Source organism: Hydrogenophaga flava NBRC 102514 (assembly GCF_001571145.1).
Lineage (GTDB): Bacteria > Pseudomonadota > Gammaproteobacteria > Burkholderiales > Burkholderiaceae_C > Hydrogenophaga > Hydrogenophaga flava.
In genome coordinates this window covers 15099-36288 of sequence record NZ_BCTF01000026.1, presented here as the reverse complement: position 1 = coordinate 36288, position 21190 = coordinate 15099, and the positions used below count along the sequence as shown (strand labels likewise).

Annotated in this window: 17 protein-coding genes and 1 tRNA gene; 4 read left to right on the top strand and 14 right to left on the bottom strand. The window is 67.2% G+C overall.

From position 1 onward, the window contains the following. Positions 1-11: 11 nt before the first annotated feature. From HFL01S_RS20045 to HFL01S_RS19990, 12 genes are all read right to left on the bottom strand, one after another. Positions 12-1655, bottom strand: a complete 1644-nt coding sequence (locus HFL01S_RS20045; protein WP_066261866.1) for an alpha-glucosidase family protein — start codon at positions 1653-1655, stop codon at positions 12-14. 28 nt (positions 1656-1683) lie between these two features. Continuing rightward, complete coding sequence (locus HFL01S_RS20040) at positions 1684-2520, bottom strand: carbohydrate ABC transporter permease (RefSeq protein WP_066261864.1); 837 nt, start codon at positions 2518-2520, stop codon at positions 1684-1686. Between the two features lie 2 nt (positions 2521-2522). Beyond that, positions 2523-3431, bottom strand: a complete 909-nt coding sequence (locus HFL01S_RS20035) for a carbohydrate ABC transporter permease (RefSeq protein WP_066261862.1) — start codon at positions 3429-3431, stop codon at positions 2523-2525. A gap of 97 nt (positions 3432-3528) precedes the next feature. Beyond that, a complete protein-coding gene (locus HFL01S_RS20030; protein WP_066261858.1) occupies positions 3529-4809 on the bottom strand; it encodes an ABC transporter substrate-binding protein in 1281 nt (426 codons plus the stop codon). A gap of 240 nt (positions 4810-5049) precedes the next feature. After that, positions 5050-6399: a GH1 family beta-glucosidase gene (locus HFL01S_RS20025; protein WP_066261857.1), complete on the bottom strand. Its 1350-nt coding sequence runs from the start codon at positions 6397-6399 to the stop codon at positions 5050-5052. Between the two features lie 3 nt (positions 6400-6402). Beyond that, a complete protein-coding gene (locus tag HFL01S_RS20020) occupies positions 6403-7575 on the bottom strand; it encodes a carbohydrate ABC transporter permease (RefSeq protein WP_066261856.1) in 1173 nt (390 codons plus the stop codon). Continuing rightward, on the bottom strand, positions 7572-8576 hold the full coding sequence (locus HFL01S_RS20015; protein ID WP_066261854.1) for a carbohydrate ABC transporter permease: 1005 nt from the start codon (positions 8574-8576) through the stop codon (positions 7572-7574). The genes HFL01S_RS20020 and HFL01S_RS20015 overlap by 4 nt, the downstream gene beginning before the upstream one ends. Before the next feature lie 31 nt (positions 8577-8607). Beyond that, complete coding sequence (locus tag HFL01S_RS20010) at positions 8608-9903, bottom strand: ABC transporter substrate-binding protein (protein WP_066261847.1); 1296 nt, start codon at positions 9901-9903, stop codon at positions 8608-8610. Between the two features lie 143 nt (positions 9904-10046). Continuing rightward, positions 10047-11348, bottom strand: coding sequence for an ABC transporter substrate-binding protein (locus tag HFL01S_RS20005; RefSeq protein WP_066261845.1), 1302 nt, complete (start codon positions 11346-11348; stop codon positions 10047-10049). Between the two features lie 65 nt (positions 11349-11413). After that, complete coding sequence (locus HFL01S_RS20000; RefSeq protein WP_066261964.1) at positions 11414-12415, bottom strand: ABC transporter ATP-binding protein; 1002 nt, start codon at positions 12413-12415, stop codon at positions 11414-11416. Positions 12416-12579: 164 nt separating this feature from the next. Continuing rightward, positions 12580-13647: a LacI family DNA-binding transcriptional regulator gene (locus HFL01S_RS19995; RefSeq protein ID WP_066261843.1), complete on the bottom strand. Its 1068-nt coding sequence runs from the start codon at positions 13645-13647 to the stop codon at positions 12580-12582. Positions 13648-13801: 154 nt separating this feature from the next. Next, positions 13802-14707: a carbohydrate porin gene (locus HFL01S_RS19990; RefSeq protein ID WP_066261839.1), complete on the bottom strand. Its 906-nt coding sequence runs from the start codon at positions 14705-14707 to the stop codon at positions 13802-13804. 351 nt (positions 14708-15058) lie between these two features. On the opposite strand from HFL01S_RS19990, the gene HFL01S_RS19985 reads away from it, so the two are divergent. After that, positions 15059-15134, top strand: a tRNA-Arg gene (locus tag HFL01S_RS19985). Between the two features lie 56 nt (positions 15135-15190). Next, positions 15191-16192 carry a 3'-5' exonuclease gene (locus tag HFL01S_RS19980; RefSeq protein WP_169802359.1) on the top strand — a complete coding sequence of 334 codons (1002 nt, stop codon included), beginning with the start codon at positions 15191-15193 and terminating at the stop codon, positions 16190-16192. Between the two features lie 41 nt (positions 16193-16233). On the opposite strand, the gene ytfE is transcribed toward HFL01S_RS19980, so the two are convergent. Then, a complete protein-coding gene (ytfE, locus tag HFL01S_RS19975) occupies positions 16234-16902 on the bottom strand; it encodes an iron-sulfur cluster repair protein YtfE (RefSeq protein WP_066261837.1) in 669 nt (222 codons plus the stop codon). Positions 16903-17016: 114 nt separating this feature from the next. Continuing rightward, positions 17017-18444, bottom strand: a complete 1428-nt coding sequence (gene ccoG / locus HFL01S_RS19970; protein WP_066261835.1) for a cytochrome c oxidase accessory protein CcoG — start codon at positions 18442-18444, stop codon at positions 17017-17019. Positions 18445-18480: 36 nt separating this feature from the next. On the opposite strand from ccoG, the gene HFL01S_RS19965 reads away from it, so the two are divergent. Both HFL01S_RS19965 and HFL01S_RS19960 read left to right on the top strand, forming a co-directional pair. Beyond that, on the top strand, positions 18481-20475 hold the full coding sequence (locus tag HFL01S_RS19965; RefSeq protein WP_369407750.1) for a type IV pili methyl-accepting chemotaxis transducer N-terminal domain-containing protein: 1995 nt from the start codon (positions 18481-18483) through the stop codon (positions 20473-20475). Continuing rightward, positions 20472-21182, top strand: coding sequence for a response regulator (locus HFL01S_RS19960; protein ID WP_066261833.1), 711 nt, complete (start codon positions 20472-20474; stop codon positions 21180-21182). Before HFL01S_RS19965 ends, HFL01S_RS19960 begins: the two co-directional genes overlap by 4 nt. The last annotated feature ends 8 nt before the right edge of the window (positions 21183-21190 follow it).

Below are 21190 nucleotides of genomic sequence, written 5' to 3'. Positions count from 1 at the left end.
GGTGTCGGGTGTCAGGCCTGCACGAACAGACCACCCCAGGGTTCGAATCGGATCTCGCCGGCCTCGGCGCGGGCGCCGCCCAGGCCGCTGCCACCGAGCACCTTCGCCGCCGACCAGCCGTCGGGCAGGGCCAGCGTGGCGGCGGTGTCGCTGAAGTTGAAGGCGCAGAGCACGCGCTGCGCTTCGTCCTCGCGCACGAAGGCCAGCACCTGCGGGTGCAGGGCCAGCAGTTCCAGCGAGCCGTGCACCAGCGCCGGCTGTTCGCGCCGCCAGTGCAGCAGCTGCGTGAAATAGCCGAGCAGCGAACCTTCGCGGCCCGCCTGTTGGTCCACCGCCAGGGCGGTGTGCGTGGCGGCCACCGGCAGCCAGGGCTTGGCGCCGCTGGTGAAGCCGGCGTGCGGCGCATCGGCCGACCAGGGCATGGGGGTGCGGCAGCCGTCGCGGCCCTTGAACTCCGGCCACATGGTGATGCCGTACGGGTCCTGCAGCTCCTCGAAGCTCAGCTGCGCTTCGGGCAGGCCAAGTTCTTCGCCCTGGTAGAGGCAGACTGTGCCGCGCAGGCTGGCCTGGAAGGCGGCCATCAGGCGCAGCTGGCGCGGGCCCGGGTGCTCGCCGCCCCAGCGCGTGGCCGAGCGCACGCAGTCGTGGTTGGACAGGGCCCAGCAGGGCCAGCCGTCGCCGACGATCTGGTTGAAGCGGCTGAGCACGCCGTGCAGGAACGGCGCGTCTTTCAGCGGGCCCAGGAAGTCGAAGCAGTAGGCCATGTGCAGCTTGTCGCCGCCGCTGGTGTACTCGGCTACGCGGGCCAGGCCGTCGTCGTCGCCGATCTCGCCGACCATGGTGGTGTCCGGGTACTGGTCGAGCAGGGCGCGCAGGCGCTGCAGGAACACCAGGTTTTCCGGCTGGCTCTTGTCGTGCAGGTGGCGCTGCCAGGCGTAGGGGTTGTAGGGGTTGACCGCGGGGTCGGGCTTGCTCGGGTCGGGCGCGCCGCGACCGGGGTTGCTGCGCAGCTGCGCGTCGTGGAAGTAGAAGTTGGCGGTGTCCAGACGGTAGCCGTCCACGCCCAGGTCGAGCCAGAACTTCACCGTGGCCAGCAGCGCGTCCTGCACCTGCGGGTTGTGGAAATTCAGGTCGGGCTGGCTGGTCAGGAAGTTGTGCAGGTAGTACTGGCAGCGGCGCGTGTCCCACTGCCAGGCGCTGCCACCGAAGATGGACAGCCAGTTGTTGGGCGGCGTGCCGTCGTGCTGCGCGTCGGCCCACACGTACCAGTCGACCTTGGGGTTGTCGCGGCTGCTGCGGCTTTCCACGAACCAGGGGTGCGCGTCGGCGGTGTGCGAGAGCACCTGGTCGATCATCACCTTCAGGCCGAGCTGGTGGGCGCGCGCCACCAGTGCGCGGAAGTCGTCCAGCGTGCCGAACATCGGGTCGACGTCGCAGTAGTCGCTGACGTCGTAGCCGAAGTCCTTCATCGGGCTCTTGAAGAAGGGCGAGATCCAGATGCCGTCGGCGCCGAGGGCCGCGATGTGGTCCAGCCGCTGCGTGATGCCCGGCAGGTCGCCGATGCCGTCGCCGTTGGAGTCCTGGAACGAGCGCGGGTAGATCTGGTAGATCACGCCGCCGCGCCACCAGTTGCTGTTGGGTGCTTTCTGGGTCATGGTGAGAAGGGAGTGGAGGTGGATGGGATCAGCCCTTCACCGCGCCGGCGGTGAGGCCCGATACGATCTTTTTCTGGAACACCAGCACGAGCACCAGCAGGGGAATCGTCACCAGGACCGACGCGGCCATGATGTTTCCCCAGGGGATGTCGTACTTGCTGGCGCCCGAGATGAGCGCGATGGACACGGGCACGGTGCGCTCGTTGTTGTCCAGCACGAAGGTGAGCGCGAACAGGAACTCGTTCCAGGCCGCGATGAAGGCCAGCAGGCCGGTGGACACCAGGGCGGGCCACAGCAGTGGCAGGAACACGTCCTTGATGACGCGCCAGGGGCTGCAGCCGTCCATGATCGCGGCCTCTTCCAGCTCCTTGGGCAGCTGCTTCATGAAGGTGGTCAGCACCCACACGGTGAAGGGCAGGGTGAAGATCATGTAGGGCAGCACCAGGCCCAGGGCCTTGTTGTAGAGGCCCAGGAAGCGGATCAGCTCGAACATGCCGGCCAGCACGGCCACCTGCGGGAACATGGACACCGCCAGCACCGCCGTGAGCAGCAGGCCGCGGCCCTTGAAGCTGATGCGGCCCAGCGCGTAGGACGCGGTCACGCCCAGGAACAGCGAGATCGCCACCACCAGCACCGAGACCAGCACCGAGTTGACGATGTGGCGGCCGAAGGGCTGCTCGGCCACGGTGAACAGCGAGACGTAGTTGCCCAGGGTCACGCTCGACGGCCAGAGCACCGGCTCGAACAGGGCCGAGCCTGTCTTGAGCGAGGTGGAGACCGCGTACACGAAGGGGAAGACCGAGACCACGACCACCACGGTGGCGGCCAGGTACAGCGCGATGCGCCAGAACAGCGGGGTTTTCATGTTCAGTCCTCCGCGAGCTTCATGCGCCCGAGCTTGATGGCCGCGACGGTGCACAGGCCGATGATCAGGAACAGCGCGGTCGAGGCGGCCGAGCCGTAGCCCATGTAGCCGTTGTCGACCATCTCGCGCCGCACGAAGCCGGACATGGAGATGGTGCTGTTGTTGTTCGAGGTCAGCACGTAGATCAGGTCGAACACGCGCAGCGCGTCCAGCAGGCGGAAGATCACCGCCACCATCAGGGCCGGGCGGATCAGCGGCAGCGTGACCTTCCAGAAGACGCGCAGCGGATGCACGCCGTCGACCTTGGCGGCCTCGTAGCAGTCTTTCGGCAATGTCTGCAGCGCGGCCAGGATCAGCAGGGCCATGAAAGGCGTGGTCTTCCACACGTCCACCGCCACCACGGTCCACAGCGCGTACTCGGGCTGCGCCGTCCAGGCGATCTTCTCGGCGATCAGGCCCCAGTCGAGCATGTACTGGTTGAGGATGCCGAACTGGTCGTGCAGCATCCAGCCCCACATCTTGGCCGAGACGATGGTGGGGATCGCCCAGGGCACCAGCACCGCGGCGCGCACCCAGTTGCGGCCCTTGAACTCCTGGTTGAGCAGCAGCGCCACGCCCAGGCCCAGCGCGGTTTCCAGCGAGACCGACACAAGCGCGAACTTCAGCGTGTTCAGGATGGACAGGCCCCAGTCGCTGGCCCAGAAGCCGTCGGTGTTGTTGGGGTTGGCGAACAGGCCGTATTCGCCGACGTAGTTCTCGAAGCCGATGAACTTGGTGGCGCCCAGGTCGTTGATGTTGGCGTCGGTGAAGCTGAACCAGATGGTGCGGCCCAGCGGCCACAAGGCCACCAGTGCCAGCACCACCAGCATGGGGGTGAGGAAGATCCAGGCGGTGCGGACTCGGTTCTGCATGGTGTGTGCCCTCGTGATGGAAAGGGCGGGGCCGTGGCGGCGTGGCCGTCCGTGCCCCGCAAGGCGGTCGCCCTGTGGTCAGGGCGTCAAGCAGTGATCACCACTTGCCGCGCTGGACCTGCTTGAGCTTGCCTTCGAGCTTCTTCAGGCTGTCCTCGGCCGTGGCCTTGCCCGAGAGCACGTCGTGCGTGGCGTTCCAGAAGGCCGAGCTGACCTCGGGGTACTTGGCGCCGGTGACCGTGGCCGGGCGCGGCACGGCGCTGGTGAAGACGTTGTAGAGGTCGCCGAAGAAGGGGTTGGCGGCCAGCACGTCCTTGTCCTTGTACAGCGCGGCGATGGTCGGGTTGTACGAGCCGTTGATGGCGCGGTACTTCTGCGACTCGGCGCTGGTCATGAACATCACCAGGTCGGCGGCAATGGCCGGGTTCTTGGAGTACTTGGACACCGCCAGCTGCCAGCCACCCAGGGTGGCGGCGTTCTGGCCGTCGGCGCCGCCCTTGGGCAGGGCCGAGACGCCGATCTTGCCGGAGATCTTGGAGTCCTTGGCGTTGCCCAGCGACCAGGCGTAGGGCCAGTTGCGCATAAAGGCGGCGTTGCCGTTCTGGAACACGCCGCGCGCTTCTTCTTCCGCGTAGTTCAGCACGCCTTGCGGGGCGATGGTGCCGATCCACGAAGCGGCGGTCTTCAGGGCCTTGACCGCGTTGGGGTTGTTGACGGTGATCTCGCCCTTGTCGTTGACGATGTTGCCGCCCTTGTAGGAGTGGATCCACTCGACCGCGTCGCAGGTCAGGCCTTCGTAGGCCTTGGCCTGAAACACGAAGCCCTGGAAGTCCTTGTTGCCGGCGGCGCGCTCGCCGTCCTGGATCACCTTGGCGGTGGCGGCCATTTCTTCCCAGGTGGTGGGGGGCTTCTGCTTGTACTTCTCGACCAGGTCCTTGCGGTAGAACAGCAGGCCGGCGTCGGTGAACCAGGGCATGGCCAGCAGCTTGCCGTCCACGGTGTTGTTGGCCACGATGGCCGGGAAGTGCTCCTTCTCCACGCCCTTGCTGTAGGGCTTGAGGTCCAGCAGGTGGTCCTTGATCACGCCGGGCCACACCACGTCGACGTTGACCACGTCCAGGTCGGGCGACTTGGCGGCGAACAGCTGGCGGAACAGGGCCAGGATGTCGGTGGTGCTGTTGGGGATGGTGAAGATCTTGACCTCGTGGCCGGTCTTCTTGGCCCACTGGGCCGTCATCGTCTTGCAGTTCTCGTAGTCCTGGCCGACCGAGCCGCAAGAGATGGTGATGGTGGCGGCGCTGGCGCTGGTGATCCAGAGCGGGGCGCTCAGTGCCAGGGCGGCGACCTTGGTGGCCAGGGGGATGGAATTAAGTTTCATGTGTCGACCTCGTGGATGGATGGGGGTGGGGGATCTCTGTTCATCGGCTGCTGCTTCTTTTGTGCATTCTGAGCAGTCAGTGATGGGATTGGATCACTGGTGCAATCGATTGCATAACAGGGTTTTCACTAGGTATGGCGCCGCAACGGGCACGAAACCGCCCGCCCATGTCGCTGGGGCGCGGTTCAGAAGCGGGGTGGTCACGGGGCGATTTGTCGCCCGATTACCTGGAACCTTGTTTCAGGTGGTGCCGGTGCGCATGAGCCCGCTCAGCCAGCGTGCGCTGGTTTTTGGGGTGCGCTGCTGGGTGGCGTAGTCGACGTGCACGACGCCGAAACGCTGGGTGTAGCCGTGCGCCCACTCGAAGTTGTCGAGCAGGCTCCAGACGTAGTAGCCGCGGATGTCCAGGCCGCTGGCCACCATCTGCGAGAGCTGGCCCAGGTGCGATTGCAGGTAGCCCAGGCGCAGGCGGTCGTCGCAACCGCCATCGGCCACCGGCGTGTTGTCGGCCGCGCCGTTCTCGGTGATCCAGATGGGGGGCAGCGGCCACTGTTCGACCAGGTTGCGCGTCACGCGCTCCAGGCCTTGCGGGTAGATCTCCCAGCCGATGTCGGTGAGGTCGGGACGCTGCGGGTCGGGCGGCACGAAGCGGTAGCCACGGCGCTGCTCGGCGGCGCTGTGCGGCGCCTGCGCGATGGAGCGGGTGTAGTAGTTCAGGCCGATGAAGTCCAGCGGCTGGGCGCAGATGGCCAGATCGCCCGGGCGGCGCTGGTCGGCGAATGCGCCGATCTGCTCGATCATCTCGGCCGGCCACTCGCGGCCGAACAGCGGGTTGAGGAACACGTCGTTGCGCTCCAGCTCCGCCAGGCGCGCGGCGGCGATGTCGGCCGGTGCGTCGCTGGCCGGGTCGCACAGCTCGGGGTTGAGCACGATGCCCAGCTGTGTGTCGCTGCGCACGCTGCGCCAGGCCTGCAGGCCGAGGCCGTGCGCCAGCATGAGGTGGTGCGCGGCCAGCAGGGACGAGGGCCGGTCCTGCACGCCGGGCGCGAACACGCCGATGTCGTGGCCCAGGAAGGCGCTGCACCAGGGTTCGTTGAGCGTGGCCACGCGCGGCAGCCGGTCGCCGAGCTCACGCGCCACGATCTGTGCGTAGTCGGCGAAGCGCAGGGCGGTGTCGCGGTGCAGCCAGCCGCCGTGCGCGCGCTGCAGGTGCGCCGGCAGGTCCCAGTGGAACAGCGTGGCGTTGGGCGTGATGTCTTTGTCGTGCAGCGCGTCGAGCAGGCGGCGGTAGAAGTCCAGCCCTTCGGGGTTGGCGCTGCCGTCCTCGCGCACCACGCGGGTCCAGGCGATGGAGAAGCGGTAGTGCCGGAACCCGAGGTCGGCCATCAGCGCCACGTCCTCGCGGAAGCGGTGGAAGTGGTCGCAGGCCACCAGGCCGTCGCTGGCGTCCTTGATGCGGCCGGGCTGGGCGCAGAAGTCGTCCCAGATGCTGGGGAGCTTGCCGCCTTCGAGGGCGCCGCCCTCAATCTGAAAGGCAGCGGTGGCACAGCCCCATTCGAACGAAGGGGGAAATTGGAGGGAATCGGTCATGGGTTATTTGACGGAGCCTGAAAGCAGGCCGCGCACGAAGAAGCGTTGCAGCGAGAAGAACACGGCCACGGGCACCGCGATGGAGACGAAGGCACTGGCGGTCAGGATTTCCCAGCTCTCGCCGCGCGAACCCAGCAGGTCGTTGAGCTTGATGGTCAGCACCACCTGGTCGGGCGACTTGCCCAGGAACACCAGGGCCACGAGGAAGTCGTTCCAGACCCAGAGGAACTGGAAGATCGCGAAGCTCGCCAGCGCAGGCACCGACAGCGGCAGCACGATGCTGGTGAAGATCTGGAAGTGCGTGGCGCCGTCCATGCGCGCGCTCTCGATGATGTCGCGCGGCAGCGAGGCGATGTAGTTGCGCAGCAGGTAGATGGCCAGTGGCAGGCCGAAGGCCGAGTGCGCCAGCCACACGCCCAGGTAGGACTTGGACGCCACGCCCATGGTCTCGCCCACGTCGTTGTAGAGCCGCAGCAGCGGGATCAGCGACATCTGCAGCGGCACCACCAGCAGGCCCACCACCACCACGAACAGCCAGCGCCGGCCGGGGAACTCCATCCAGCTGAAGGCATAGGCCGCGAAGGCCGCGATCAGGATCGGGATGAAGGTCGCTGGGATGGTGACCTTGAAGGTGTTGAGGAAGGCGTTGCCCACACCCTCGGAGTCGACCACCTTCTGGTAGTTGGTGGCGGTGAAGCTCGGCGGCGTCTCGGCCACGTAGAAGATGCGCACGCCGCGCTCGCTCTCGTAGGCCTGGGTGAGTACCAGCTTGTACTGACCGTCGGCGGCCACGGTGACCGTGCCGTCGGGCTGGCCGTCTTCCTCATCGAAGATCTGCGCGTCGCCCAGCTCGATGGTCTGGCCCACCGGGTGCTCGCCGGGGTCGGACGACTTCATCGAGAAGCGCTGCAGGCGCGTGGCATTGCCCTCGGGGAACAGGCGCCCGGCAATGACAAATTTGTCGCCGTCCTTCACCACGCTCTGCTCGCCCGCGGTGCGGCGCATGTCGGGGCGGGTCTGGGTGGACAGGGCGGTCCACCAGCCGCTGCTGACGATCTGTTCGCGGTCGCGGAAGCTGGAGACCAGCAGGCCGAAGGTGGGCAGCACCCAGGCCATCACGATGACCAGCAGCAGCGCGTGGGCAGCCAGCGCGGTGGGGGAAATCTTGAGTTTCATCGCTGGGCCTCCTCGGCACGGAAGCGGCGGATGTTGAAGGCCATCACCGGGATCACCGCGAGCATGAGCACCATGGCCAGGGTGGAGCTGCGGCCGTAGTCGCCGCCGCCACGGAACATCCAGTCGTACATCAGGTTGGCCAGCACCGAGGTGTCCCACTGGCCACCGGTCATGGCCATGACGATGTCGAACACCTTGAGCACGGTGATGGTGATGGTGGTCCAGACCACGAGGATGGTGGACATCACCTGCGGGATCATGATTTCAAAAAAGATCTGCAGCTCGGTGGCGCCGTCGATGCGCGCCGCCTCGATGGTGTCGGTGGGCACGCCGCGCAGCGCGGCCGAGAGGATCACCATGGCAAAACCGGTCTGGATCCAGATCAGGATCGCCATCAGGAAGAAGTTGTTCCAGAACGGCAGCGTGACCCAGGCCTGGGGCTCCAGGCCCATGCCCTGAACCATGGCGTTGAGGATGCCGATCTGGTCGTTCTCGGGGCCGCGGAAGTCGTAGACGAACTTCCAGATCACGCTGGCGCCAACGAAGCTGATCGCCATCGGCATGAAGACCAGGGTCTTTGCAGCGTTGCCCCACCACACGCGGTCGGCCAGCACGGCGACGACCAGGCCCAGCGCGGTGGCCGCGGCCGGCACCACCAGCAGCCACAGGAAGTTGTTGCGGATGGTGATGAGGAAGTTCTCGTCGGTGAACACCCAGGCGTAGTTGGACAGGCCGACGAAGCCCTCGCCGGTGGCGTCCATGAAGCTCAGGCGCAGCGTTTCGAAGAACGGGTACACCAGGTACACGCCCAGCAGCAGCAGGGCCGGCGCGATGAACAGCCAGGGCCGCACGCCTGCGCGCAGCCGTTCGCGGCGCTGGCGGGGCATGGACGGTCGCGCCAGCACGTTGTCGAGCAGCCAGTTGCTGCCCGCGAAGTACAGCAGGCAGACACCGACGCTGACCACCACGGCCAACAAGGTCTGGAAGATGGAGTCGGTCATGGTGTGAGGGCGTCAGAGAGAGGTGCGTGAATCATTTCTGGAGGGCTTTCCAGGACTTGTCGATATCGGCCGCCACGGCTTCGGGCGGCTTGCCAGCGGTGTACGCCAGCATTCCCTTCCAGAAGGTCCCTGCGCCCACCGCCGCGGGCATGAGGTCGGACCCGTCGAAGCGGATGGTGGTGGCGCCCAGCAGGATGTCGCCCGCCTTGCGCTGCAGCCTGTCCCGGTATTTGTTGCGGTCCACAGCGCGGTGGGGTGTCAGGAAGCCACCCCTTTCCATCCAGGTTTCATGCGCCTGCGGGTGCTGAAGGAACTCGATGAAGGCCCGTGCCGCCTTGCTGTCCTCGGTGATGGTGAACAGCGTGCCGCCCCCCAGGACGGGAAAGCCCAGCATCTTTTTCAGGTAGGGCGGGAAGTAGAAGAAGTCGGCCTCGGCCGCCTGGCGCTCGGGGAAGAACGCCGAGATAAAGCTGGCCTGGCGGTGCATGAAGCAGGTCGGCTGGTTGCCGAAGAGGCCCCGGGGGCTTTCCTTGAAGCTGGTGCTTTGGACCGCCTTGGGTCCGCCGGCCACCATCTTGGGGTCGAGCGCCACCTTGCCGAAAGCCTTGATGGCTTCGAGCACCTTGGGGTCGTCAAAGGGAATGCGGTTGCTGACCCAGTCGTCGTACACAGTGGGCGGGTGCAGCCGCAGCATCATGTCCTCCACCCAGTCGGTGGCCGGCCAGCCGCTGGCGGCCTCGCTTTCGAGGCCCATGCACCAGGGGGTCACACCCTCGCTGACCATGCGCTGGGTCAGCGCTTCCAGCTGCTCCATGGTCTGGGGCACCTTGTAGCCCTTCTCCTGGAAGCGCTTGGGGATGTACCAGACCAGGCTCTTGACGTTCACATTGAACGGAAAGCCGTAGAGCTCTTGCTTGCCCTGTGCGTTCGCGAACTGGCCCAGCTGGGCCCAGGATGGACCGGCGGCGTACGCGCGTTCGATCCAGGCACGGGTCTTGTCACCCAGCGGGGTCAGTGCGCCCATGGCTGCGAGCTGGGCCGCCAGGCCCGGCTGCGGCACGACCGAGATGTGGGTGGGATTGCCGTTTTTCGCGTTGGCCAGTATGTCCAGTTCGGAGCTCTGCGAGCACGTGTGGCGCACCACCGCCCCGGTCTGGCGTTCGAACAAGGCCGTGACGCGGCGGAAGTGGTCACCCTCTGCGCCCGTCCAGGGACAGCTGATGGTCAGGGCCTCTCCGTTCAACGAGGGGCCCCGGTAATCCTCTGCCAGGGCAGGCCGCGCGATCCAGGCTGCCACAGCCAGGGCCACGAGGCAGAACTGGCGCATCGTTGGAGTCCTGTGTGCCGATGTCAGACGGTGGTTCCCGGTATCGGGCAAGCGGTGCATGGTCCTTGTCCTGCTGGGTTGGGGTCGAACGGCAAGGGCGCCAGCGCCAGGGACTGGCGCCCTTGCTCATTCGCCGCGTGCCTTTACTTCAACGCGTCCCAGCTCTTCTGGATGTCGTCTGCGACCGCTTGAGCGGACTTGCCGCCCGAGTAGTCGACCATGCCCTTCCAGAAGCTGCCGGCACCGACGGCGCCAGGCATCAGGTCGGAACCGTCAAAACGGAAGGTGGTCGCGCCCAGCAGGATCTCACCCTGCTTGCGCTGGGCCTTGGTCTTGTACTTGGCCAGGTCCGCGCCCTTGTGCGGGGTCAGGAAGCCGTCCTCGGCCATCCAGATCTCGTGGGCCTGCGGGTGTTGCAGGTACTCCATGAAGGCGCGGGCACCCTTGCTGTCCTTGGTGATCGTCATGATCGTGCCGCCGCCCAGCACCGGGTTGCCCAGCTTCTTGCCGGCAAACGACGGGAAGTAGAAGAAGTCGGCGTCGGCCGCCTTGCCCTCGGGGAAGAAGGCCGGGATGAACGAGGCCTGGCGGTGCATGTAGCACTTGGGTGGCGAACCGAACATGCCCTTGGGGCTGTCCTTGAAGCTCACCGTGGCCACGGCCTTGGCGCCGCCGTCCACGTAGGCGTCGTTGCGGGCGAACCAGCCGTAGGCCTCGATCGCCTCGACGACACGCTTGTCGTTGAACTTCATCTTGTTGCTGGTCCAGTCGTCGTAGACCTGCGGGCTCTGGGTACGCAGCATCATGTCCTCGACCCAGTCGGTGGCGGGCCAGCCGGTGGCGGCGTCCGAACCCAGACCGATGCACCAGGGCTTGCCACCGTCGGCGGCGATCTTCTTGGTCAGGTCCTGCAGCTCCTCCATGGACTTGGGCACCTTGTAGCCCTTCTCCTTGAAGTTCTCGGGGATGTACCAGACCAGGCTCTTGACGTTGACGTTGAAGAACAGGCCGTAGAAGTTGTCCTTGCCGTCCTTGCCCTTGTAGGTGCCCAGGTCGGCCCAGGAGCTGCCGGCGGCGTAGTTGGTCTTGACCCAGTCGCGCGCCTTGTCACCCAGCGGCACCAGGCCACCGATGGCGGCCATGTTGGCGGCCAGGCCCGGCTGCGGGAACACCGAGATGTTGGACGGCGAGCCGGCCTTGATGTCGATCACGATCTGCTGCTCCGAGCTCTGCGAGCACGAGTGCTTCACCGTGGCGCCGGTGGCCTTCTCGAAGTTGGCGACCACCTTCTTGAAGAAACCTTCTTCCGCGCCCGTCCAGGGGCAGGTGACGGTGATCGTCTCGCCCTTGAGGTCGGGGCCCTTGTAGTCGGCGGCCTGGGCGGTGGCGCCCAGTGTGCCCAGCGCCAGCGCGGCGGCGCCGGCGATCGTGGTGGTCTTGAACATCGTGCTTGTCTCCTGAGTGAATGAAGCTTCGCGGCCCATCCGCAAAGCGGGGGGAAAACGGGGGGTCAGAGCCGCAGGCCGGCGGCGTCGAATCGGTACAGGTGTTCGCCGCGGTGGCCCAGGCGCAGCGTCTCGCCCGGCTGCACCGCCACCGAGCCGTCGACGCGCGCCGTGAGCTCGCCCAGCACACCGGCGTCGATGTAGGCGAAGGTCTCGTTGCCCAGCTGCTCGGCGTGGCGCAGCGTGCCTTCGATGGGGCCGTCGGCCGCCAGGTGCAGGTGCTCGGGCCGCACGCCCACGCAGTGCGCGCCCAGCGCCTGGGCGTAGGCGCCCTCGATGAAGTTCATCTGCGGCGAACCGATGAAGCCGGCCACGAAGCGCGTGGCCGGGCGGTGGTAGAGCTCCAGCGGCGCGCCCACCTGTTCGATGCGGCCCTTGTTGAGCACCACGATCTTGTCGGCCAGCGTCATGGCCTCGACCTGGTCGTGCGTCACGTAGACCATGGTCGCGCCCAGGCGGCGGTGCAGGGTGGCCAGCTCCACGCGCATCTTGGTGCGCAGCGCGGCGTCCAGGTTGGACAGCGGCTCGTCGAACAGGAACACCTTGGGGTTGCGCACGATGGCGCGGCCGATGGCCACGCGCTGGCGCTGGCCGCCCGAGAGCGCCTTGGGCAGGCGCTGGAGGTAGTCGGTGAGCTGCAGGATGCCGGCCGCCTCGCGCACCCGGCGGTCGATCTCGTCCTTGGGCAGCTTGGCGATCTTCAGGCCGAAGGCCATGTTGTCGTAGACCGTCTTGTGCGGGTAGAGCGCGTAACTCTGGAACACCATCGCGACACCACGCTCGCTGGGTGGCAGGTCGTTGACGACCTGCTCGCCGATGGACAGCTCGCCATCGGAGATCTCTTCCAGCCCCGCGATCATGCGCAGCAGCGTGGTCTTGCCGCAGCCCGAAGGGCCGACGAACACCGCGAACTCACCGGGCTGGATATCCAGGTCGACGCCGTGGATGACGTCCACGCGCCCGTAACTTTTTTTGATGCCTCGCAAACGCAAACCGGACTGCGCCATGGGGGGGAAACCTTTCGTGTCGGCCTCTGACAAAAAACAGGCCATCACCGGTCAGACATCTGATCGATTAAAAAAATTACAGCATTGATGCAATCGATTGCAGGATGGGGTTTGCCCTATGTTTCAGGAACAAACCGGTTACGAAGCGCGGGGCGGTCGGGGGATCAGGCGCTGCTCTCGCGCACGATGAGCGAAGCGGGCAGCACGATGGCGCGGCGCGGCTGTCCGGCCAGCGCCTCGAACAGCAGGTCCACCAGCGCGCGCCCGGCCTGGCCGGTGGGCTGGCGGATGGTGCTCAGGGTGGGGTGCACGTGTTCGGCCAGGGCGATGTCGTCGTAGCCCACCAGCTTGACGTCGGCGGGAACGGCGATGCCCCGTTCGTTGAGGGCGCCCATGAGCGAGATGGCGGTCACGTCGCTGGACGCGAAGATGGCGTCGAAAGGCGTGGCCTGGTTGAGCCAGCCGTCGATCACCTCTCGGATGCGCGAGTCGCCGAACAGGAAGGACTGCAGCAGCCGCGGATCGACGGCGATGCCGGCCTCGTCCAGCGCACGGGTGTAACCCAGGTACCGCTGGCCCGCCTCGGGGTGGGTGATGTCACCGAAGAACGCAATGCGGCGGCAGCCCTTTTCGATCAGGTGTCGCGTGGCCAGGTAGCCGCCCATGGCGTTGTCGCCGCCGACCACCGGGTACAGCGCATCGGGCAGCGGCGCGCCCCAGACCACCATCGGGAAGCCGTTGCGCGTCAGTTCGTTGAGGTAGTCGTGCAGCGTCAGCTGGCCGATGACGATCAGGCCGCCGACCTGTCCGCTCTCGACCAGGTCCGACAGCACGTGCTGCCGGTCGGCCTTCAGGCGCGTCAGCAGCAGGCTCATGCCCCGCTCGTCCAGGGTGTCGGCCACCGAGCCGAGGATGCTCAGCAGGAACGGGTCCGAGATCATCTGCATGCTGTCGCCCAGGATGACGACGCCGATGGTCTGCACCCCGCGTTTGCGCAGGTTGGCCGCGCCGACGTTGACGCGGTAGCCCAGCGAATTGGCCAGCTCGGTGATGCGCTCGCGCGTGGCCTGCGGAATCAGCGGGCTGCCGCTGAGGGCACGCGAGACGGTGGACGCCGACACACCGGCCAGCCGGGCGATGTCGGCCATCTGCATGCGCTTGCGGCCTTTGGCGGGCGTCTGTGCGGCGGGCGCGGAATCGTCGGGTGTGGGGGCGGCGGACTGGCGAGGCATCGGCAGATTATTTCACCCGATAACGATCGGGCGGGTGAGGAGGAAAAAAAGCCCGGGAGCCTTGCGACGCCCGGGCCAACTCTGATTGCCGAGAGGAAATGGGATCGATCACCCTTTCAGGATCTCTCACCCCGGAAAGATCGGGAACCCCCGATCAAAACGCGTAATTGATGCGCACGCGGGCAGCGGTCTGGCCCTTGGTGCCGGTGCCGCCCTTGGCGAAGCTCAGGGCCGGCGTGATGGTCGCGCCCTTGACGCCGAACAGCGGGAACGAATAGGCGGCGTAGAAGGTGTTGTTCTTCGCGCCGTTGGCGCCCTTGTCCAGGATCAGGCCGAAACCGGCGGGGCCGAAGGTGCCGTTCAGGCCGACGGACTTGTCGTCCTCCATCTTGCCGAAGTTCAGGTTCATGCTGCTGTCCGAAGACAGGGCGTAGCCCAGTGACACGCCGGCGCCGTTGGTGCTTTCGGTGCCGCCGACCACCTTGACCGACTCCACGCCCACGCGCAGCGTGACCGGGCCGGTGGTGAAGCTCACGGCCGGGCGGACGCCACGGGCCTCACCGGCTTCCTTGCTGTAGACCAGGCCGACTTCGATGCGGGCCGGGCCGGCGTTGAAGCCGGGGGCGATGTGCACCGTGTCCTTGCCGAAGCGGCCGCGCAGCTTGTTGGCGCGGTAGCCGCCGTAGCCGCTGTTCTCGACCAGGGTGTCCTTGCCCAGGGGGAACAGGTCCATGGCTTCGAAGCGGCCCATCTTCACGTCGCCGGCGGCGTTGCCGAACTGCACCCACATGTCGTCGGTGGCGGTGTCGCCGTCCTTCTTGATCAGCAGGCTGGCGCGGGCGGCCACGAAGGCGTCGCCGTTGGTGGCCTTGGCGCCGACGTTGAATTCCACGCGGCCACCCATGTTCAGGTCGCTGTCGCGGGCGTTGGAGGCGCCTTCCACCTTGTTCTGGTAGGTGGTGTCCAGTTCCAGGTTGGCGTCCGTGGTCATGTCGGCATGGGCGGCGACGGCGGTGGCGCAAAGGGCGGCGGCGGCCACGAGTTTGAAGCTGTGTTGCATGAGGTACTCCGGAGTGTGAATGTTGTGAACCACTCTCTCCTGTACCGATGTTTCATCAAGTGAGGCTGGACATCGGTTGGGAAAGCCCCCGAATTCGACCATTGGTGCAAACGGTTGCATTCGGTAGAAACCCTGAAGAAATGCCCCGTAACTGTTACGTAACTGCTTAAAAACAACAAAAACAGGGATCGGGAAAACCCGGCTGGTGCAATGGTTTGCATCGTAATAAAGATACAAAAAATGCTAGCAACCGGGACCCGCTGACGGGGTCTGTGCAGACGCTGCGCCGCGGACCCTGTGGTCCGGCCCCGCCGGGCGCATGTGAGACAATGGCGGGCTTTCCAAGCATGTGCGGCTGTAGCTCAGTGGATAGAGTATTGGCCTCCGAAGCCAAGGGTCGTGGGTTCGATCCCCGCCAGCCGCACCACTTCAATGACTTGCGTGGGTTTTCATGACCCGCGGCCCGATGAGTGGCCTTCCTACATGAGCCAGCTCAGTTTTGAATTCGAGCCGCCGCAGGGGCGAAAAGCCCCGCCCGCTGTGGCCGACGCGGCCCCGCTGCTCACCCCCGAAGACATGGCCCGGCAGCTGGAGCAGCACCCCGACTTCAAGGTGCTGCGCCGCCTGGTGCCGGTGCCGGACTACGGGCCTCCGGTTCCAGCGGGTACCGACGCCGCTGCGCAGGCCGCTGTGCGCGTGCTCATCCTCGACACCGAAACCACCGGCCTGTCCCACGCCAGCGACCGCATCATCGAACTGGCCCTGCTGCTGGTGCAGGTGGACGCTGCCACGGGCCGGCCCTTCGGCCCGGTCGAAACCTTCGAGGGCTTTGAAGATCCGGGCATGCCCATTCCGGAGGTGGCGAAACAGGTCACCGGTATCGACGACGACATGGTCCGCGGCCAGCGTCTGGACGACGCGCGCGTGCAGTCCCTGATCGACCGGGCCGATCTGGTGGTCGCGCACAACGCCGGCTTCGACCGGCCCTTTGTCGAGGCCCGCTTTCCGGGCTTTGCCCACAAGTCCTGGGCCTGCTCGTTCGCCGACATCGACTGGAAAGCGCAGGGTGCCGAGTCTGCCAAGCTCAGCGCGCTGGCGCAGGACCAGGGCTGGTTCTACGACGCGCACCGGGCGCTGGTCGACTGCCACGCGCTGCTGCAGGTGCTCGCCAGCCCGCAGGCCGATGGCGGCACGACGGGCCTGGCCCGCCTTATGGCCGCGGCCGCCCAGCCCAGCTACAAGCTGAGGGCCACCGGCTCGCCCTTCGAGAGCAAGGACCAGCTCAAGGCCCGCGGCTACCGCTGGGACGGCGACGCCAAGGTCTGGTTCTGCAGCCTGGGCAGCGAAGCGGCGCTGACCGGCGAACTGGCCTGGCTCAAGGCCGAGGTCTACGGCAGCCGGCGGGCGCAGGTGGACGTGGAAGCCCTGGATGCGCTGACGCGCTATTCACCGCGCCCCGGGCGGATGGAGCGACGGTCGCTCTGAAGCGCCCGCCTCTGCGGACGTGTGCCGCTGGGGCGGAGCCTTCATGCGCCGCAGCGCGTGAACAGCACGTTGTTCTCCAGGTGGATGTGGCTGATCAGGTCGTTGGTCAGCTGCGCTGTGCCGGCGTAGAGCGCGCGCCAGGTGTTGCAGGCTCCCGGGGGCGGGGTGTGGTCGTGGGTCAGCGCGGCCAGCCGTTCCAGGTGTTCACCGTGGCCGATGTGCTCGTCGCGCATCGCGGTGATCGGGCCTTCCAGGCCGGCACCACCGTCCTCGATGGCCGGGAACAGCACCTGTTCTTCCTTCTCCATGTGTTCCAGCAGCTCGACCTCCATGATCTCCAGGTGCTCGGCCAGGCCATGCGGTGCGTCTGGATGGTCGTGGTGCACCGCCTCGACGCGGCGCGCCATGCGCACCAGCTCGGGCAGCTGCTCGCGGTGCACGGCGTGGTAGCGGGTGAGGATGTGGTCGATCAGGGCGACGGCGTCCGGGGATTCGGGTGCGGTGTCGTCGCGGCGCAGCCCGGCCAGTTCGGCCACCACGCGGGCGGTGTCCAGGCCCTTGCGCTCGCAGGCCTCGCCCAGGCTGATCTGACCGCCGCAGCAGAAGTCCAGCTTGAGGCGGCGGAAGATGGCGGTGGCGCCGGGCAGGTCCACAGCGATCTGGCCGATGGCCTGCTGCTCGATGGGGCGTTCGGTGGTGGCGATGCTCATGGGGGTCCTTAAATATTCATATGCAATGCATGTATTTAGCCATAAAGCGCATCTCGCGTGCATATTTCCTTCGGACGAGTCCGGGCTTCCGGAAGAACGAGGCTGGCGGCTGCGTCAACGCGGGACGATGAAGGCGGCGTCGATGCGTACCGCCCGTTCGTCCCCGTCCCCCGCGTCCTCAGGGACCACCGACACCGTGGCGTGCAGCGTCTGGCCGGCCTGCGGCTGGGCCGCTTCGGCCGGCAGCACCAGGCGCAGCGGCACCGAGGCGCTGCCCGCCGCCTCCACCGAGAGCGTGGTGGCCGAGTCGATGCGCAGGCCGGGCACACCGTTCACTGCGACGCGGAAGCGGCGCGCCGTTTCCTGGCTGTTGGTCACCTGCAGCCGGTAGGTGTTCTCGATCGCGCCGCGGTCGACCATGCGCGCCAGTGCCCCGCGGTCCTTGATCAGCACGGCATCGACGTCGCTGCGGTGCCCCAGGCTCCAGAGCCAGGCACCGGTGAGGCCGGCGAGCAGGGTGCCGTAGATCAGCACGCGCGGGCGCCAGACCCGGCGCAGCATCTGGCGCGCACTCCAGCCCTGGGCCACCGCGTTGCCGGTGGTGTAGCGGATCAGGCCCTGGGGATAGCCCATCTTGTCCATCACGTCGTCGCAGACGTCGATGCAGGCGGCGCAGGCGATGCACTCGTTCTGCAGTCCGTTGCGGATGTCGATGCCGGTGGGGCAGACCTGCACGCACAGGGTGCAGTCCACGCAGTCGCCCAGGCCGGCGGGGCGCTCCTCGATCCTGCGCGAGCGCGGGCCGCGGCGTTCGCCGCGCGCACTGTCGTAGGCGATGACCAGCGAGTCCATGTCGATCAGCGCGCTCTGGAAGCGGGCGTAGGGGCACATGTACTTGCACATCTGATCGCGCAGGTAGCCGGCGTTGCCGTAGGTGGCCGCGGCGTAGAACAGCACCCAGAAGCACAGCCAGGGCGACTGCACCGGGTTCAGCAGCGCCGGGGCCAGTTCGCGGATGGGGTGGAAGAAGCCGACGAAGGTGAATCCGGTGAGCAGCGCCAGCCCGATCCAGCCGGCCTGCTTGGCACCCTTGCGCGAGAGCTTGTGCAGCGACCAGGGCTGGGCATCCAGGCGCATGCGGGCCGAGCGGTCGCCCTCGGTCTTGCGCTCGATCCACAGGAACATCTCGGTGTAGACCGTCTGAGGGCAGCTGTAGCCGCACCACAGGCGCCCGGCGATGGCGGTGAAGAAGAACAGCGCCAGCGCGCTGATCACCAGCAGGGCCGCCAGGTAGATGAAGTCCTGCGGCTGCAGCACCAGGCCCAGCACATAGAAGCGGCGCTGCTCCAGGTCGAACAGCAGGGCCTGGCGCCCGTTCCACTCCAGCCAGGGCATGCCGTAGAAGAACAGCTGCGTCACCCACACCATGACCCAGCGCCAGCGCGAGAACACGCCGGTGACCGAGCGCGGGTAGATCTTGATGCGGCTCTCGTAGAGCGAGCCGCCGGCGGGCCCAGGGGTCGGTGGGTGGGGGACGCTCATGGGGATGGCCTGTGCGATTCGAAAGATGCATATTACATGAATCTTATTTTCGGCCATGCAAAGACCCTGTTGATCCCGCTGATCGAACGGGTACAGTGCCGAGCCATGCGCCCCAACGCTTCCCTCTCCACCAAACTGATCCGCATCGGGGCGGCGCTGCTGGTGCTCGCGCTCGCGTCCATCGGACTCACGTTGTGGGTCACCTGGCAGCTGGAGGGCGGCGCAGCCGCGGTCAACGAGGCCGGGCGCATGCGCATGCAGACCTGGCGCCTGACCAGCGCGGTGCAGGCCCAGCGGCCGGCGGCCGAGGTGCAGGTGCTGGTGCAGCAGTTCGACCAGAGCCTGGGCGTGTTGCGCGAGGGCGATCCGGCCCGTCCGCTGTTCGTGCCCTGGGACCCGGACGTGGCGCGCGAGTTCGCTGCGGTGGAGCGGCTCTGGCAGGTCCAGCGCGCCCTCTGGACCTCGCCGCTGCGGCCGGACGACCCGGTGCTGCTGCGCTCGGCCGACGAGTTCGTCATGGCCATCGACCGCCTGGTGCTGTCCATCGAGCACCAGCTTGCCGGCTTCACCGCGCTGCTCAACCTGTTCCAGTTCGCCATGATGGCGCTGGCCATCGCCGGTGCGGTGGTGATGCTCTACACCGGCTACCTCTATGTGATCAACCCGCTGGCCCACCTGCGCCGCGGACTGGCGCAGGTCGAGAGCGGGCAGTTCGGCGCCCGCATCGACGTGGACACGCAGGACGAGTTCGGCCAGGTGGCGGCCGGCTTCAACCGCATGGCGGCCACGCTGCAGTCCCTCTATCAGGGGCTGGAGGCCAAGGTGCAGGCCAAGACCCAGCGCATCGAGGCGCAGCGCGCGCGGCTGGAGGCGCTGTACGAGGTCAGCGCCTTCCTGGCCAAGGCCAACACCATCGAAGAGCTGTCCAAGGGCTTTTCGCAGCGCGTGCGCACGGTCATGAAGGCCGATGCGGTGGCGGTGCGCTGGTCCGACGAGGCCAACCAGCGCTACCTGATGCTGGCGTCCGACTGCTTCCCGCAGGAAATGCAGGCCGAAGAGCGCAGCCTGATCGCCGGGGCCTGCGCCTGCGGCAGCCTCAAGCCCGATGCGCGCACGCGGGTCATCCCCATCCACAGCCACGAGGCCGCGCCGATGCGGCACTGTGCGAAGGTGGGTTACCAGAGCCTGGTCAGCGTGCCGGTGCGCCTGCAGCAGCGCCTGATCGGCGAGATCGACCTGTTCTTCCGCAGCGAGGTGCAGCTCAACGCCGACGAAACCGAGCTGCTCGACGCGCTCGCCAGCCACCTGGCCAGCGCGCTGGAAGGCCTGCGTGCGGCGGCGCTGGAGCGCGAGGCGGCGGTGGGCGAGGAGCGGGCGCTGCTGGCGCGCGAGCTGCACGACTCCATCGCCCAGTCGCTGGCCTTCCTCAAGATCCAGGCCGGGCTGCTGCGCGGCGCGGTGCAGAAGCAGCAGCCCGAGAAGGTGCAGTCCACCCTGGACGAGCTGGATGCGGGCCTGAAGGAAAGCATCAACGACGTGCGCGAGCTGCTGGTGCACTTCCGCACCCGCACCAACACCGGCGACATCCAGGCCGCGCTGCAGGAGACGCTGCAGAAGTTCCAGCACCAGACCGGCCTGCCCACGCGCCTGCAGCTGGACGGCGACGGCTTGCCGCTGCCGGCGGATGTGCAGGTGCAGGTGCTGCACGTGGTGCAGGAGGCGCTGTCCAACGTGCGCAAGCACGCCGGCGCCAGCCACGTCAGCCTGGACGTGCACAAAGGGCCGCAGTGGCGCTTCGTGGTGCGCGACAACGGCAGCGGCTTCGACACCGCGCAACGGCACGGCGAAACCCACGTCGGCACCAAGATCATGCGCGAGCGCGCCGCCCGCATCGGCGCCTCGGTGCACATCGAGTCCCGCAGCGGCCAGGGCACCACCGTCACGCTCACCCTGCCCGCCAACCCGGTGACCGCCATCGGCGTGGGCACGGCGGGCCTGGACTTCTCCGAATCCGTTCTGAACACCCCATGACCCCCTCCATCGCGCTGCTGCTGGTCGACGACCACACCCTGTTCCGCCGCGGCCTGAAGGCCCTGCTGGAGCAGGACGACCGCTTCACCGTCACCGCCGAGGCCGGCGACGTGGGCGAGGCCCTGCGCTGCCTGCAGCGCGGGCAGCCCGACGTGATCCTGCTGGACAACCACCTGCCCGGCGTGCGCGGGGTGGACGCGATTCCCGCGCTCAAGGAGGCCGCGCCCGAGGCGCGCGTGCTCATGCTCACCGTGAGCGAGAACGAGAACGACCTGGCCGCCGCGCTGCAGGCCGGGGCCGACGGTTACCTGCTCAAGACGGTGGAGTCCGACCAGCTGTGCGAGACCATCGTCAAGGTGATGGACGGGGAGTCGGTCATCAGCCCCGAGATGATGACCAAGCTGGTGGCGGTGTTCCGCTCGCGGCCGTCGGCCGCGCCCCTCTCGGCACCCGTGGCCGCTCCGGTCAGCGCGCCGGTGCCGCTGGAGGTGCCGCGCGAGGCCGCGTCCGGCGCCGACCTGCTGTCGCCGCGCGAGCGCGAGATCCTGCTGCTGATCGCCCGCGGGGACAGCAACAAGCTGATCGCGCGCGAGCTGGACATCGCCGAGACCACGGTGAAGATCCATGTGCAGCACATCCTGCGCAAGCTGGGGCTGAGTTCGCGCGTGCAGGCCGCGGTGTTCGCCACCAGCCAGGGCCTGGCCTGACGGGGGCG